This window comes from Curvibacter cyanobacteriorum, from assembly GCF_028649475.1.
Lineage (GTDB): Bacteria > Pseudomonadota > Gammaproteobacteria > Burkholderiales > Burkholderiaceae_C > Curvibacter > Curvibacter cyanobacteriorum.
Window position 1 is genome coordinate 473165 of record NZ_JAQSIP010000003.1, and the last position, 12754, is coordinate 485918.

Below are 12754 nucleotides of genomic sequence, written 5' to 3' on the forward strand. Positions count from 1 at the left end.
TCAGGTCGGCGGCAGTGCCAGGTGGGAGGGGGGCAAGCCCTGGTCTTGCCGGTCCAGCATGGCGAGGTAGGCGGCTTCCAGGTCGCGCGTGAAGCGGGGGCTGTCAAACAGGGGCGCTTGCAGGCCCTGCTCGCGCAAGTGTTGCTTGAGGCCTTGCAAGCGCTCAGGCTGCTGGGCCAGTGCCACGGCCTCGGCTTCGTAGTCGGCTGGGCTGGCGCAGTTGAGGGCTTGCAGGCCCACCGCGGCATTCAGGCTGGCGGCGACCCGGCTGGCAAAGCTGGCGCCGGGGCAGGTCAGCACAGGCACCCCTGCGCGCAGCGCATCGCTGGCGGTGGTGTGGGCGTTGTAGGTGAAGGTGTCCAGCACCAGGTCGGCCAGCGTTTGGCGGGCCAGGTGCTCGGCCGAGGGCCAGCGGGGTGCGAACACCAGCCGTTCCGGGGCCACGCCCTGCGCTTGGGCGGCCGCCTGAAGTCGTTGTTGGGCGTGGGGGTTGTCCTCCAGCAGCCACAGCACGCTGCCGGGGCAGCGCTGCAGGATGCGCATCCACACGGTGAACGTCTCGGGGCTGATCTTGTAGGTGTTGTTGAAGCAGCAAAAGACCAGCCCTTGGGGCGGCAGCTGGCAGTCGGCGCGCGCGTATTGGCGCGTGGAAACAGCGCGCTGGCGGTCGTTGACCTGGTAGCTGTGAGGCAGGTAGACCACCTTCTCACTGAAATGATCCCGGGCCTGCGGCGGGATGACGTGGCGGTCCGCGATCACATAGTCCATGACCGGGTGGCCCCAGGTGCCTGGGTAGCCCAGGTAACTGACCTGCAAGGGCGCGGCGCGGTGCAGAAAAATGCCCGGCCGGCCCCAGGTGGTGAAACCTTTGAGGTCGATGGCGATGTCCACGCCCAGCGCCCGGGCCCGCTGGGCGATGGCTGGATCGCTGAGGTCGTCCACCTCCCAGAACTGGTCAAAGGCGGCGCGCAGGCGTTGCCGCGCGGGGTCTTCCCAGCGCGGGCCATACGACAGCGCGATCAGCTCGAAGCGCTGTCGGTCGTGCAGCTCAAACAGCTCCGCCATCAGGTGGGTGGTGGCGTGCAGGTGGAAGTCCGCCGACAGGTAGGCGAGCCGGACTTTGGTCCGGCTTGCCCGGGGCCGTGGGGCGGGGCGCTCGGGCACCGCAGGCAGCCAGGCGGGGTACTCGTGGGCCAGGAACAGCTCGGCCGCCTGGCGCTGCCAGGCCGGGTCATCGGTCAGGCTCAGGGCCGTGAAGGGCAGGACCGTGGGCTGGCGCTGGCGCAGGCCGGCCTCGATCTGGGTCCGCAGCCCGTCCAGGCCCGCCCAGTCCGCCGACTGCAAGCGGGCGTGCGCCAGTTCCCCCAGCAGAAAAGGGAGCGGCGGCGTGGCCTCGCGCAGGGGCTCCAACAGGGCGATGGCGCCGGCGTAATCGCCCAGTTCCAGCCGCGCCACGCCCAGCAGGTGGCGCACCGCATCGGGCACGGCAGGCTGGCTCAGCAGTGGCTCGAGGGTGGCGACCGCCTCGCCGGCCTGGCGCCGCGCCAGTCCATTGCGGGCCAGGCCCAGCCGGGCCTGGACATCCTGCGGCCGCCACTGCACCGCCTGAGCCCAGTGGGCGCGCGCGTCGTCATGCTGGCCCAACTGGTCCAGCGCACTGGCCAGGTTGGCGTGGGCTTCGGCATAGCGGGGGTTCAGTTGCAGGGCCTGTTCGTAGCAGGGCAGGGCGCTGGTGGTCTGGCCCAGGGCCACCAGTGTGAGGCCCTTGTGGTTGTGCCCGACCGCATAGGTGGGTTGGGTTTGCAGGGCTTGCTCAAAAGCGGCCAGCGCCTCGCCATGCCGGCCCAGGGCGCGCCAGGCCAGACCCAGGTTGTTGCAGGCCGCGACCCAGCCGGGTTGATGCTGCAAGGCCGTTTGGTAGGCCGCCACCGCCGCCTCGTGTTGACCCAGGTCGCTGAGCACATTGCCCAGGCTGTAGTGCAGTGGGGCCTCGGCGGGGGCGAGTTGGCAGGCTTGTTCCAACCAGGGCAGCGCCAGGTCGGGCTGCTGGGCCTGCGCGTACGAGATGCCCAGGAAATGCAGCGCCTGCACCTGCCCCGGGTCGGCCCTCAGCGCCTGGTGGTAATGGGCCCGGGCTTCATCCAGGCGCCCCTGGCGGTGACAGCTCAGCCCCGCCGCGACGGCGGCCTGGGGGTCGGTGGGCGAAGCGGACGTGGCGGTCTCGGCGCGGAGCGAGGCACTCATGGTCAATCGGGCAAGCGGAAACTTTCAGCAGGCACGGGGTCTGGTGTCTCCGTTGGTCTGTCGAAACAGACCTTGAACACACCTCGATGCCGCATGTTAACCGCGCCGCCCGCTCGCCCAGCCGCTGGGGGATCCCTGGCTGCTCGTCGTCAGGCCGGGACCAGGGCCGCGCCGCGCCAGGGCGGCGCACCGCGGCCCAGCGTCACTCGGGCTTGATGCCGGCGTCGCGGATCACCTTGGCCCATTTGGCGATCTCGCTGCGCTGGTGGGCGGCCAGTTGGCTGGGGCCTGCCGCGATGGGCTCCATGCCCAGGGCCCGCATGCGCGCTTGCACGTCGGGCAGACTGAACACGCGTTGGGCTTCAGCGGCCAACTTGGCCTGGACGTCCGGTGGCAGCTTGCCAGGGCCAAAAATGGCCAGCCAGGAGTCGGCTTCGAACCCCGTGAGGCCTTGCTCTGCCAACGTGGGAATGTCAGGGGCCGAGGCGGAGCGTTTCAAACTGGTGATCCCCAGCGCGCGCACCTTGCCTTCGCGGATCGCGGGCAGCGCCGAGGGCAGGTTGTCGAACATGGTGGCAATGTGGCCGCCCAGCAACTCGGGCACCGCCTGGGCGCGGCCTCGGTAGGGCACATGGGTCAGCTTGACCCCAGCCATGGCGTTGAACATCTCGCCCGCCACATGCGGCGAGGTGCCGATGCCCGGCGTCCCGTAGGTCAGCTGGCCCGGCTGGGCCTTGGCCAGGGCGATCAGCTCGGCCACGTTGTGGGCGGGGACCGAGGGGTGCACCACCAGCACGTTCGGGGTGGCCGCCACCCACAAAATCGGGCTGAAGTCCTTCACCATGTCAAAGGGCAGGTTCGGGTAGATCGAGCCATTGATGGAGTGGGTTGCGATGCCGCCCATCATCACGGTGTACCCGTCCGGCTTGGCCTTGGCCACGGTTTCGCCACCCAGGTTGCCGCCGGCGCCCGGCTTGTTGTCCACCACGATGGGCTGGCCCAGGTTGGCCTTCTCGGCCAGGATGCGCGCCAGGGTGTCGGGCACGCCCCCGGGTGGGAAGCCGACCACGATGTGGATCGGCTGACTCGGAAACGGGGCGGTGGCTTGGGCTTGGGCTGGGCTGAGTGGGGCCAGCAGTGCCAGGCTGAGCGCGGGCGCCAAAAGGCCCAGCACTTGTCGGCTGAATGTCATGAAGTGAACTCCCTGTCTTGTTGTTGAAAATGAAAGGCCTCGGGTCTGGGCCACTGGGGCCGGGCCCGCCTCGGCGAATGGGGCCATCGCCTGTCCGGCAGGGGACGCCTGACCCAGTCCCGCCCGCGGGGGGCGCTGTATTATCGGCGGCGCGTCCGGTGGCCCACGCCAGCCGCTGGCCACCGCCATGGGTTGGCCGCGCTCGGGGCTGGAGCGCGGCGCTGGCCCGCGCCGGACGCGGTTGAACATCGAATCAATGCAGGACGGGCCGGGCGGTTGGTTGACCGCCCTGGCCCCTGAGAACACGGAGCCAACCATGCCGAATGAAGCCGCCAAGGTGAGTGATCACTCTCGTCAGGGGCCTGAAGAAAGAACGGCCTACGCTGCTTTTCGGACCATCACCACGCGCTGGATGGACAACGATGTTTACGGCCATGTGAACAACGTCGTCTACTACAGTTGGTTTGACACGGCGGTCAACGCCTACTTGATCGAACAAGGCGTGTTGGACATTCACCAGGGCGCCACGATTGGCTTGGTGATCGAAACCCAATGCAATTACTTTGCCCCGCTGGCGTTTCCGCAAAACATCGAAGCCGGTATCCGCGTGGCGCGTCTGGGCAACAGCAGCGTGCGTTATGAGGTTGGCCTGTTTGCCGAGGGCGCGCCGCTGACGGCTGCCAAAGGGCATTTTGTCCATGTCTATGTTGACCGCGAAACCCGCCGACCGGTGCCGGTGCCGGCCCCTTTGCGGGCCGTGCTCCAGGGCCTGACGCGCTGACGCGTTGAGGCGCTAAGGCGCTGACCGATGTTCGGCCCCCCTGGGTCCATGGGGCGGGGTGACCTCTGCACTGGCGATGGGCTGGATCGCCAATGGTGTGTGCCCCCAGTGACCATCGCGCCTCCCGGGGCGGCGCTCTGAGCGCAAAATTCACCTGGCGTTCAATGGCTGCGAGCCCCACCGGGCCGCAGCGGGGCGGATCTGCCAGCCTCGGGCGTCGGTGCCACAATATGGGCCAGGTTCTTCTTTGGTTCCCAGGTTTCGGGCGGGCTTGCCAGCCCGAAGCCGCACCGGCCCCGACCGTCGACAGTGCGGCCCCCCTTGCCGCAGCACACCATGATCATCACCAGCCTTCTCGACACCGACCTGTACAAGTTCACCATGATGCAGGTGGTGCTGCACCAGTTCCCTGGGGCCCAAGTGGAATACCGTTTCCGCTGCCGCAACCCGGGCGTCAACCTGGCGGCCTACGCCAATGAGATCCGCGACGAGGTGCGCTCCCTGTGCAGCCTGCACTTCCAGGACGCCGAATTGGCATACCTGCGCTCGATGCGCTTCATCAAGAGCGACTTTGTCGACTTCCTGGGCCTGTTCCGGCTCAACGAGAAGTACATCACCATCACGCCGCTGCCCTCCAACGAGATCGACATCACGATCCGCGGGCCCTGGCTGCACACGATCCTGTTTGAGATCCCGGTGCTGGCCATCGTCAACGAGGTGTACTTCCGCAACACCCAGTCGGTGCCGGACTTCCCCGAGGGGCGCCGCCGCCTGGATGTGAAGATTGCGCAGTTGCAGGGCGAAGGCTTGTCCAACCTCAAGATCGCCGACTACGGCACGCGGCGCCGTTTCTCGCGCGCCTGGCACGAAGAGGTGCTGCGCGTGCTCAACAACCGCCTGGGCAAAGGCCAGGGCGACCAGTTTGCGGGCACCAGCAACGTGCTGGCCGCCATGCGCCTGGGCCTGACCCCGCTGGGCACCATGGCCCACGAGTACCTGCAGGCGTGCCAGGCCCTGGGGCCGCGGCTGCGCGACAGCCAGGTGTTCGGCTTCGAGTCCTGGGCCAAAGAGTACCGGGGTGACCTGGGCATTGCGCTCAGCGACGTCTACGGCATCAATGCGTTTCTGCGCGACTTCGACCTGTACTTCTGCAAGTTGTTTGACGGCGCCCGCCACGACAGTGGCGACCCCTTCGCCTGGGGCGAGCGCCTGATCGAGCACTACCGCAACAACCGCGTCGACCCGCGCACCAAGACCCTGATCTTCAGCGACGGCCTGACCATCCCGCGCACCATCGAGCTGTACCAGCAGTTCCGCGGCCGCTGCCTGCTGGCGTTTGGCATTGGCACCAACCTGACCAATGACCTGGGTTATGAGCCCTTGCAGATCGTCATCAAGATGACGCGCTGCAACGGCCAGCCGGTGGCCAAGCTGTCCGATTCGCCGAGCAAGAACATGTGCGACGACGAGAAGTACCTGGCCTACCTGCGCCAGGTGTTCGAGATCGCCTCGCCCTGAGCTTTCCGTGCCAGCCCCGGCTTGCGCAGGGGCTGTGCGTTTGTTGTCCCAAGCCCTGTCTGTTCCATGACCAAGCCCAAAATTCTGGTAGCCCGCGCCGTTTTCCCTGAAACCCTGGCCCTGCTCAGCGAGCACTTCGAGGTCGAGTCCAACCAGGACGATGTGCTGTGGTCCAAAGCCGAGCTGGCGCGCCGCCTGGCCGACAAGCACGGGGCCTTCACCACCGGCAGTGAGCGCATCGACGCCGAGCTGCTGGCCGCCTGCCCGCAGCTCAAGATCTGCGCCAACATGGCCGTGGGATACAACAACTTCGACGTCGACGCCATGACCGCCCGCGGCGTGCTGGCCACCAACGCCCCCGACGTGCTGACCGAGACGACGGCCGATTTCGGCTTTGCCCTGCTGATGGCCACGGCGCGCCGTGTCACCGAAAGCGAGCACTACCTGCGCCGCGGTGAGTGGACCAAGTGGCGTTATGACCTGTTCGCTGGCACCGAGGTGCATGGCGCCACGCTGGGCATCATCGGCATGGGGCGCATTGGCCAGGGCGTGGCCCGCCGCGGTGCGCTGGGCTTTGGCATGAAGGTGATCTACCACAACCGCTCGCGCCTCTCGCCCGAGCTCGAGGCCCAGTGCCAGGCCCAGTACGTGGGCAAGGAAGAACTGCTGCGCACCGCCGACCATGTGGTGCTGGTGGTGCCTTACAGCGCGGCCTCGCACCACACCATCGGAGCCGCTGAGCTGGCCCTGATGAAGCCCTCCGCGACGCTGATCAACATCGCCCGGGGAGGCATCGTGGACGATGCCGCGCTGGCCCAGGCCCTGCGCGAAGGCCGCATCGCGGCCGCCGGGCTGGATGTGTTCGAAGGCGAGCCCTCGGTGCACCCGGACCTGCTGACCGTGCCCAACGTGGTGCTCACGCCCCACATCGCCAGTGCCACCATGACCACCCGCCGCGCCATGGCCCAGTTGGCCGCCGACAACCTGATTGGCTTCCTGACCCAGGGGCGCCCTGTCACGCCGTTGAACCCGTCGGTGTTGGCGTCGGCCTGAGTCACGCATGCCCGCTGGAGAGACCCTGATTTTTGGCGGGCTGTACGCGCTGCTGCTGGTGCTGTTGCTGGCCCTGCTGTTGCGCCGGCCCGCGTCGTCCCACGAGGCGGTGGCCAGTGCGACCGCCGCCTTGACCGCTGCCGTCGAGCGCAGCGAACGCGAGCTGCGCCGCGAGCTGGCCGAGTCGGCCCGGGCCACCCGCCAGGAGTTGAGCCAGGTGCTGGCCACCTTCCAGCAGACCCTGGTGCTGCAAAGCGCCGAGGCCACGCGCACCCAGAACAGCCAGATTGACGCCTTCGGCCAGCAGTTGGGCCTGTTGCAGAAAAGCCTGACCGACACCCTGTCGGTGCAGATCCAGGGCCTCAGTGAATCCAATGCGCGGCGCTTGAGCGAGGTGCGCGCCACCCTCGAGGCGCAACTGGCCCAGCTGCAGCACAACAACGCGGCCAAGCTCGACGAGATGCGCCAGACCGTCGACGAGAAGCTGCAGGCCACGCTCGAGGCCCGGCTGGGCGCGAGCTTCAAGCAGGTGGCCGACCGACTCGACCAGGTGCACAAAGGCCTGGGCGAGATGCAGACCTTGGCCCAGGGCGTCGGCGACCTGAAGCACCTGCTGAGCAATGTCAAAACCCGGGGCATGTTCGGTGAGGCGCAACTCAGCGCCTTGTTGGAGCAGGTGCTGGCGCCCGACCAGTACGCCGAGCAGGTGGTGACCCGGCCCGGCAGCAAGAGCCCGGTCGACTTTGCGATCCGCCTGCCAGGCAAGTCCGAGGACGGGCGCCCGCTGTGGCTGCCGATCGACGCCAAGTTTCCCAACGAGGACTACGAGCGCCTGCTGGAAGCCCAGCAGCGCGCCGACGCGGTGGCCGCCGAGGCGGCCGGCAAGGCGCTGGAAATGCGCATCCGCGCCGAGGCCAGGTCCATTGCCGAGAAGTACGTCGAGCCCCCGTACACCACCGACTTTGCGATCCTGTTCTTGCCCACCGAAGGCCTGTACGCCGAGGTGCTGCGCCGCCCGGGGCTGATCGAACTGCTGCAGCAGGAGCACCGCGTCACCCTGGCGGGCCCCACCACCCTGATGGCCATGCTGAACGCGCTGCACATGGGCTTTCGCACGCTGGCGCTGGAGCGCCGCTCCAGCGAAGTCTGGCAGGTGCTGGGGGCCGTCAAGACCGAGTTCAACAAGTTTGGCGAGGTGCTGGCCAAGGTCAAGGAGCAAACCCAGACCGTGCTCAACACCCTGGACAAGGCGCAGACGCGCAGCAACGTCATGAACCGCGCCCTGAAAAACGTCGAAGCCCTGCCCGGGCCCGACGCCGAGCGCTTGTTGCCTGAGTTGGGGGCTGGCCGCCCGGTGGCCCCCGCTGCGGGGGACCTGGACGCGGGTTGAGCCGAGTGATGGACGCCCACGCCACGGATTCGACGCGCCGCCTCAATGCCGAACTGCTGCGGCTGATTTCGGCCCAGGTCTGCATCCACGCCACCATGGCGGGCATGCGCATGGCCGCGCCGCTGCTGGCGCTGCAGCAGGGCTACAGCGCGGCGGCCGTGGGCGTGCTGCTGGCCTTGTTCGCGCTGACCCAGGTGTTCCTGGCCTTGCCCGCGGGGCGCTTTGCGGACCGACACGGCTTGCACAGGCCGCTGGCCTGGTGCGTCGGGGTGGCGTGTGGTGGCGCGGGGCTGGCCGTGATCTGGCCCCACTACCTGTGCCTCTGTGTGGCCGCGCTGTGCACGGGCGGGGCGGCAGGTGCCGCCGTGATCGCGCTGCAGCGCCACGTCGGCCGCCTGGCCGAGGGGCCGACCGAGCTGAAACGGGTCTTCAGCTGGCTGTCGCTGGGGCCGGCGGTGTCCAACTTTGTCGGCCCGTTCCTGGCGGGCTTGATGATCGACCACCTAGGTTTTCGGGCGGCCTTTGCCCTGATGGCCGCCTTGCCCCTGCTGGCCTGGGCCTGGCTGCGTTCGGTGCGGGCCTTGCCTGCGGTGGCGGTGCCCCCCGCCGATCAACGTCGCCCGGCCTGGTCCCTGTTGCGTGACGAAGGCTTCAGGCGCCTGTTGCTGTTGAACTGGTTCCTGTCCTCGTGCTGGGATGTGCACACCTTTGTGGTGCCCATCCTGGGGCACGAACGGGGCCTCAGCGCCTCGGTGATCGGGGCCTTGCTGGGGGCGTTCGCGGTGTCGGCGTCAGCCGTGCGTTTGCTGCTGCCCTGGTTCGCCGAGCGCGTGCGCGAGTGGGCCGTGATCATGAGCGCCATGCTGGCCACGGCCTTGTTGTTTGCGGTCTACCCGCTGCTGCAAGGGCCTTGGGCGATGGGCTTGTGCTCGGTGCTGGCGGGCTTTGCCCTGGGGGCGGTGCAGCCCATGATCATGAGCACCCTGCACCAGATCACGCCGCACGACCGCCACGGCGAGGCCCTGGGCCTGCGCCTGATGACCATCAACGCCTCCAGCGTGATGATGCCGATGCTGTTTGGTTCGGCCGGTGCGCTGGTGGGCATTGGCTCGGTGTTCTGGGCCTCGGGGGCCCTGGTCGGCCTGGGTTCACGCCTGGCCTGGGGCATGCGGCACGCGCAGCTGCCCGCGCCCACCCCACCGCCGCCGTCGCATTGAGCGGTTGGCTGCCACCGCCGGCGGTTGGCAGGCAGTGGGCCGACGGGCCGCGGGCGGACAAGCGGCCGCCATCACCGTGAACCCCGGTTGGGATCACTGCGCCCCAATTGGGCCCGCGCTGGGATCCGTCGGGGTTCAAAGGCCGTAAAAGGCCTGGATCTGTTGCCAGGCGGTGGCCGGGTCGTCCGCGAAGTGGAACAGCTTGATGTCCTGCGGTGAGATGGTGCCTTCTTCCACCATCAGGTCGAAGTTGATCAGGCGCTTCCAGTAGTCGCTGCCAAACAGCACGATGGGCACCGCCTTGGCCTTGCCGGTCTGCACCAGGGTCATCACCTCAAACAGCTCGTCCAGGGTGCCGAAGCCCCCGGGGAAGGCCACCAGTGCCTTGGCGCGCATCATGAAATGCATCTTGCGCAGCGCAAAGTAGTGGAACTTGAAGCACAGGCTGGGCGAGATGTAGGGGTTGCCACTTTGCTCGTGGGGCAGGGCGATGTTCAGGCCCACGTTGAGGGCGCCCACGTCATGGGCGCCGCGGTTGGCGGCTTCCATGATGCCGGGGCCGCCCCCGGTGCAGATGTACAGGCGTTCGCTGACCGGGCGCTTCTCGCTCTCGGTCGCCACCAGGCGCGCGAACTGGCGCGCCAGGTCGTAGTAGCGCGCGTTGCGCACGGCCTGCTGGGCCTTGGCCAGGGCCGCCGCGTCACCACTGGCCTGGGCTTGGGCCAAGGCGGTGGCAGCGTCTTCAGGCGCCAGGTAGCGCGCACTGCCAAACACCACCACCGTGTTGTCAATGCCCTGTTCGGCCTGCGCCAGATCGGGTTTGAGCATCTCCAACTGGAAGCGGATGCCGCGGGTTTCGCGCCGCATCAAGAATTCAGGGTCGGCAAAGGCCAGGCGGTAGGCATCGGCGTCCAGCGTAGCCCCACCGTTGGCGTGGGCCTGCAGTTCTGCCCAGGCGTTGGCCAGGCGGCGGTCGTTGAGTTGGGTGTTGCTTTCCATGGATTCATTGTGCCGCTGCTCATGCGCTTTTCAGGTGAACTGCAGCGGTTTTTGCGTAGGCGCCACACCCGACGGGGCTGCTATGCTGAAGTCCATGACTCAATCGGTTTCAGGGGCGTCCGAGCCCGCGACGTCCAGCTTTGCTGTGCTCTTGCAGCAGCGTGCTTTCATGCGTTTTTGGTTCACCCGACTGGCCGCCACCACCGGCAGCCAGATGCTGATGGTGGCCGTGGGCTGGCAGATGTACGACCTGACCGGCAGCGCTTGGGACCTGGGCCTGGTGGGGCTTTACCAGTTTGTGCCGGCGCTGCTGTTGACCCTGGTGGCAGGCCATGTGGCCGACCGGGTGCACCGGGCGCGCATCGTCGCCGGGTGTGTGGCGTCGCAGGCGCTGGTGGCCCTGATCCTGGTGCTGGGCACCGAAGGGGCTTGGATCAGCCGCGACTGGTTGCTGGGCCTGTCGGTGGTGCTGGGCGCGGCGCGCGCCTTCCAGATGCCGGCGCAGCAGGCCCTGACGCCCGTGCTGGTGCCGCCCGCCCTGTTGCCGCGCGCCATGGCCTTTGCGTCGGCGGGCATGCAGGCCGCCATCATTGGCGGGCCCGCGCTCGGTGGGGTGATCTTTGTCGCCGGGGCCACCGCGGTGTATGCGACCTGCAGCGTGTTGTTTGCCTTGGGCATTGGCCTGATCCTGGGGGTGCATTACGACCACGCGCCGGCGCCGCGCGAGCCGGTGTCGCTGGGCACGTTGATGGCCGGGGTGCGTTTCATCTGGGACCGCAAGGTGGTGTTGGGCGCCGTGTCGCTGGACCTGTTTGCGGTGCTGCTGGGCGGGGCCGTGGCGCTGCTGCCCATCTACGCCAAGGACGTGCTCCAGGTGGGGCCCTGGGGCCTGGGCTTGCTGCGCGCGGCCCCGGCGGCCGGGGCGTTGCTGATGTCGGTCTGGCTGACCCGCTGGCCTCTGGAGCGCCATGTCGGCCGCAAGCTGCTCGGGGCGGTGGCTGTGTTCGGCCTGGCCACGCTGGTGTTCGGCGTCTCGACCAGCCTGTGGCTGTCCCTGGCCGCGCTGGCGGTGTCGGGGGCCGCGGACATGGTCAGCGTGGTGGTGCGTCAGACCCTGGTGCAGCTGGAGACCCCGGATGCCATGCGCGGCCGGGTCAGTGCGGTCAACTCGGTGTTCATTGGTGCCAGCAACCAACTCGGTGAGTTCGAGTCGGGGGCTACCGCGGCGTTGCTGGGCCCGGTGGGCTCGGTGGTGCTGGGGGGCGTGGGCACAGTGTTGGTGGCGGCGCTGTGGGTCAAGGCGTTTCCGTCGCTGGCCCAACGCGATCACATGCAAGCTTCGGCAAAAGCTGGTTGAATGCAGGGCGGTGCCGATGCACCGTTTCATTTCCCAGGGAGGCCCCAGAGCCATGAGTCCATCCACACCTGTTTTTGAAGTTTTGCCGCGCGACCTCAGCGCCTACCGCCAGGGCAACGTCGGCGTTGACTATGTGCACCGCTTCGACTCTGGCCAGCCGGGCCCCCATGTGCTCATCAATGCCCTCACGCACGGCAACGAGCTGTGCGGCATGGTCGCCGCCACGCACCTGCTGGACCAGGGCGTGCGCCCGCTCAAGGGCACGCTGACGGTGTCCTTTGCCAATGTGGCCGCCTACGAATCGTTCGACATCCACCAGCCCTTTGAGAGCCGCCAGCTGGTGCACAACCTGAACCGGGTCTGGGACCCCGAGCTGCTCGACGGCCCCGAGGACAGCCCTGAGCTGCGCCGTGCCCGCGCGCTGCGCCCGGTGGTGATGGCGGCCGACCACATCCTGGACATCCACTCGACCAGCCAGGACGTGGTGCCGTTCTGGGTCTACCCCGCCTTTGAGCGCAACGCCGCCGTGGCCCTGGCCCTGGGTCAGCCCTCGGTGCACATGGTGATGCCCAACGGCCTGGGCTCGGGCACGCCGCTGATCCAGCACGGCGCACATGGTGACGGCCGCAGCGCGGCCGGCTCGGCCCTGGTGGTCGAATGTGGCCAGCATTTCCGCCAGTCTTCGGCCGACGTGGCCACCGCGGCCGCGCTGGGCTTTCTGGCCCACCACGGCTTGATTGCCCCCCCCGAGCCCACCAGCCCGCGCGTGCCACAGCGGTGCTTCGAGCTGCTGGCCACGCTGATGGTGCAGACCTCGGAGTTCCGCTTCACGCGGCCGGTGATCGGTTTCGAGCGCTTTGCCAAGGGCGAGCTGATTGCCCAGGATGGCCCGCACGAGATCCGCGCGCTGTGCGACGACTGCACGGTCCTGATGCCCACGCGCGAGCCCATCGTGGGCCGTGAGGCGGTCTACCTGACCCGCCCCATGGCCTGAGCGCCGGCA

The 12754-nt window shown here is 68.2% G+C and carries 10 protein-coding genes; 7 read left to right on the top strand and 3 right to left on the bottom strand.

Going from position 1 to position 12754, the window contains the following annotated elements; all coding sequences use genetic code 11:
• Together PSQ40_RS08715 and PSQ40_RS08720 are read right to left on the bottom strand one after the other, a co-directional pair.
• Positions 1 to 2244: an O-linked N-acetylglucosamine transferase, SPINDLY family protein gene (locus PSQ40_RS08715; RefSeq protein WP_273950661.1), complete on the bottom strand. Its 2244-nt coding sequence runs from the start codon at positions 2242 to 2244 to the stop codon at positions 1 to 3.
• A 202-nt stretch (positions 2245 to 2446) separates the two neighbouring features.
• On the bottom strand, positions 2447 to 3436 hold the full coding sequence (locus PSQ40_RS08720; RefSeq protein WP_273950663.1) for a Bug family tripartite tricarboxylate transporter substrate binding protein: 990 nt from the start codon (positions 3434 to 3436) through the stop codon (positions 2447 to 2449).
• A 316-nt stretch (positions 3437 to 3752) separates the two neighbouring features.
• Between PSQ40_RS08720 and PSQ40_RS08725 the strand changes: the two genes are divergently transcribed.
• The 5 genes from PSQ40_RS08725 (at position 3753) to PSQ40_RS08745 (ending at position 9395) form a co-directional block, all read left to right on the top strand.
• Entirely contained in the window at positions 3753 to 4217 is a 465-nt protein-coding gene (locus tag PSQ40_RS08725; RefSeq protein WP_273950665.1) for an acyl-CoA thioesterase, read from the top strand.
• A gap of 336 nt (positions 4218 to 4553) precedes the next feature.
• Complete coding sequence (pncB, locus tag PSQ40_RS08730; protein ID WP_273950667.1) at positions 4554 to 5735, top strand: nicotinate phosphoribosyltransferase; 1182 nt, start codon at positions 4554 to 4556, stop codon at positions 5733 to 5735.
• A gap of 66 nt (positions 5736 to 5801) precedes the next feature.
• Positions 5802 to 6788, top strand: coding sequence for a 2-hydroxyacid dehydrogenase (locus PSQ40_RS08735; protein ID WP_273950669.1), 987 nt, complete (start codon positions 5802 to 5804; stop codon positions 6786 to 6788).
• Positions 6789 to 6795: 7 nt separating this feature from the next.
• Positions 6796 to 8178, top strand: a complete 1383-nt coding sequence (locus PSQ40_RS08740; RefSeq protein WP_273950671.1) for a DNA recombination protein RmuC — start codon at positions 6796 to 6798, stop codon at positions 8176 to 8178.
• Between the two features lie 8 nt (positions 8179 to 8186).
• Entirely contained in the window at positions 8187 to 9395 is a 1209-nt protein-coding gene (locus tag PSQ40_RS08745) for an MFS transporter (protein ID WP_273950673.1), read from the top strand.
• Between the two features lie 135 nt (positions 9396 to 9530).
• On the opposite strand, the gene PSQ40_RS08750 is transcribed toward PSQ40_RS08745, so the two are convergent.
• Complete coding sequence (locus PSQ40_RS08750) at positions 9531 to 10394, bottom strand: LOG family protein (protein WP_273950675.1); 864 nt, start codon at positions 10392 to 10394, stop codon at positions 9531 to 9533.
• A 94-nt stretch (positions 10395 to 10488) separates the two neighbouring features.
• Between PSQ40_RS08750 and PSQ40_RS08755 the strand changes: the two genes are divergently transcribed.
• Positions 10489 to 11751, top strand: coding sequence for an MFS transporter (locus PSQ40_RS08755; protein WP_273950676.1), 1263 nt, complete (start codon positions 10489 to 10491; stop codon positions 11749 to 11751).
• A 52-nt stretch (positions 11752 to 11803) separates the two neighbouring features.
• Positions 11804 to 12745 (top strand): M14 family metallopeptidase, encoded by a 942-nt coding sequence (locus tag PSQ40_RS08760; RefSeq protein ID WP_273950678.1) that lies wholly within the window; start codon positions 11804 to 11806, stop codon positions 12743 to 12745.
• Positions 12746 to 12754: the final 9 nt, after the last annotated feature.

Bases quoted from the DNA above. Each gene is read 5' to 3' on its own strand.
- PSQ40_RS08715 (WP_273950661.1), bottom strand. From the start codon at position 2,244: ATGAGTGCCTCGCTCCGCGCCGAGACCGCCACGTCCGCTTCGCCCACC.
- PSQ40_RS08720 (WP_273950663.1), bottom strand. From the start codon at position 3,436: ATGACATTCAGCCGACAAGTGCTGGGCCTTTTGGCGCCCGCGCTCAGC.
- PSQ40_RS08725 (WP_273950665.1), top strand. From the start codon at position 3,753: ATGCCGAATGAAGCCGCCAAGGTGAGTGATCACTCTCGTCAGGGGCCT.
- pncB (WP_273950667.1), top strand. From the start codon at position 4,554: ATGATCATCACCAGCCTTCTCGACACCGACCTGTACAAGTTCACCATG.
- PSQ40_RS08735 (WP_273950669.1), top strand. From the start codon at position 5,802: ATGACCAAGCCCAAAATTCTGGTAGCCCGCGCCGTTTTCCCTGAAACC.
- PSQ40_RS08740 (WP_273950671.1), top strand. From the start codon at position 6,796: ATGCCCGCTGGAGAGACCCTGATTTTTGGCGGGCTGTACGCGCTGCTG.
- PSQ40_RS08745 (WP_273950673.1), top strand. From the start codon at position 8,187: ATGGACGCCCACGCCACGGATTCGACGCGCCGCCTCAATGCCGAACTG.
- PSQ40_RS08750 (WP_273950675.1), bottom strand. From the start codon at position 10,394: ATGGAAAGCAACACCCAACTCAACGACCGCCGCCTGGCCAACGCCTGG.
- PSQ40_RS08755 (WP_273950676.1), top strand. From the start codon at position 10,489: ATGACTCAATCGGTTTCAGGGGCGTCCGAGCCCGCGACGTCCAGCTTT.
- PSQ40_RS08760 (WP_273950678.1), top strand. From the start codon at position 11,804: ATGAGTCCATCCACACCTGTTTTTGAAGTTTTGCCGCGCGACCTCAGC.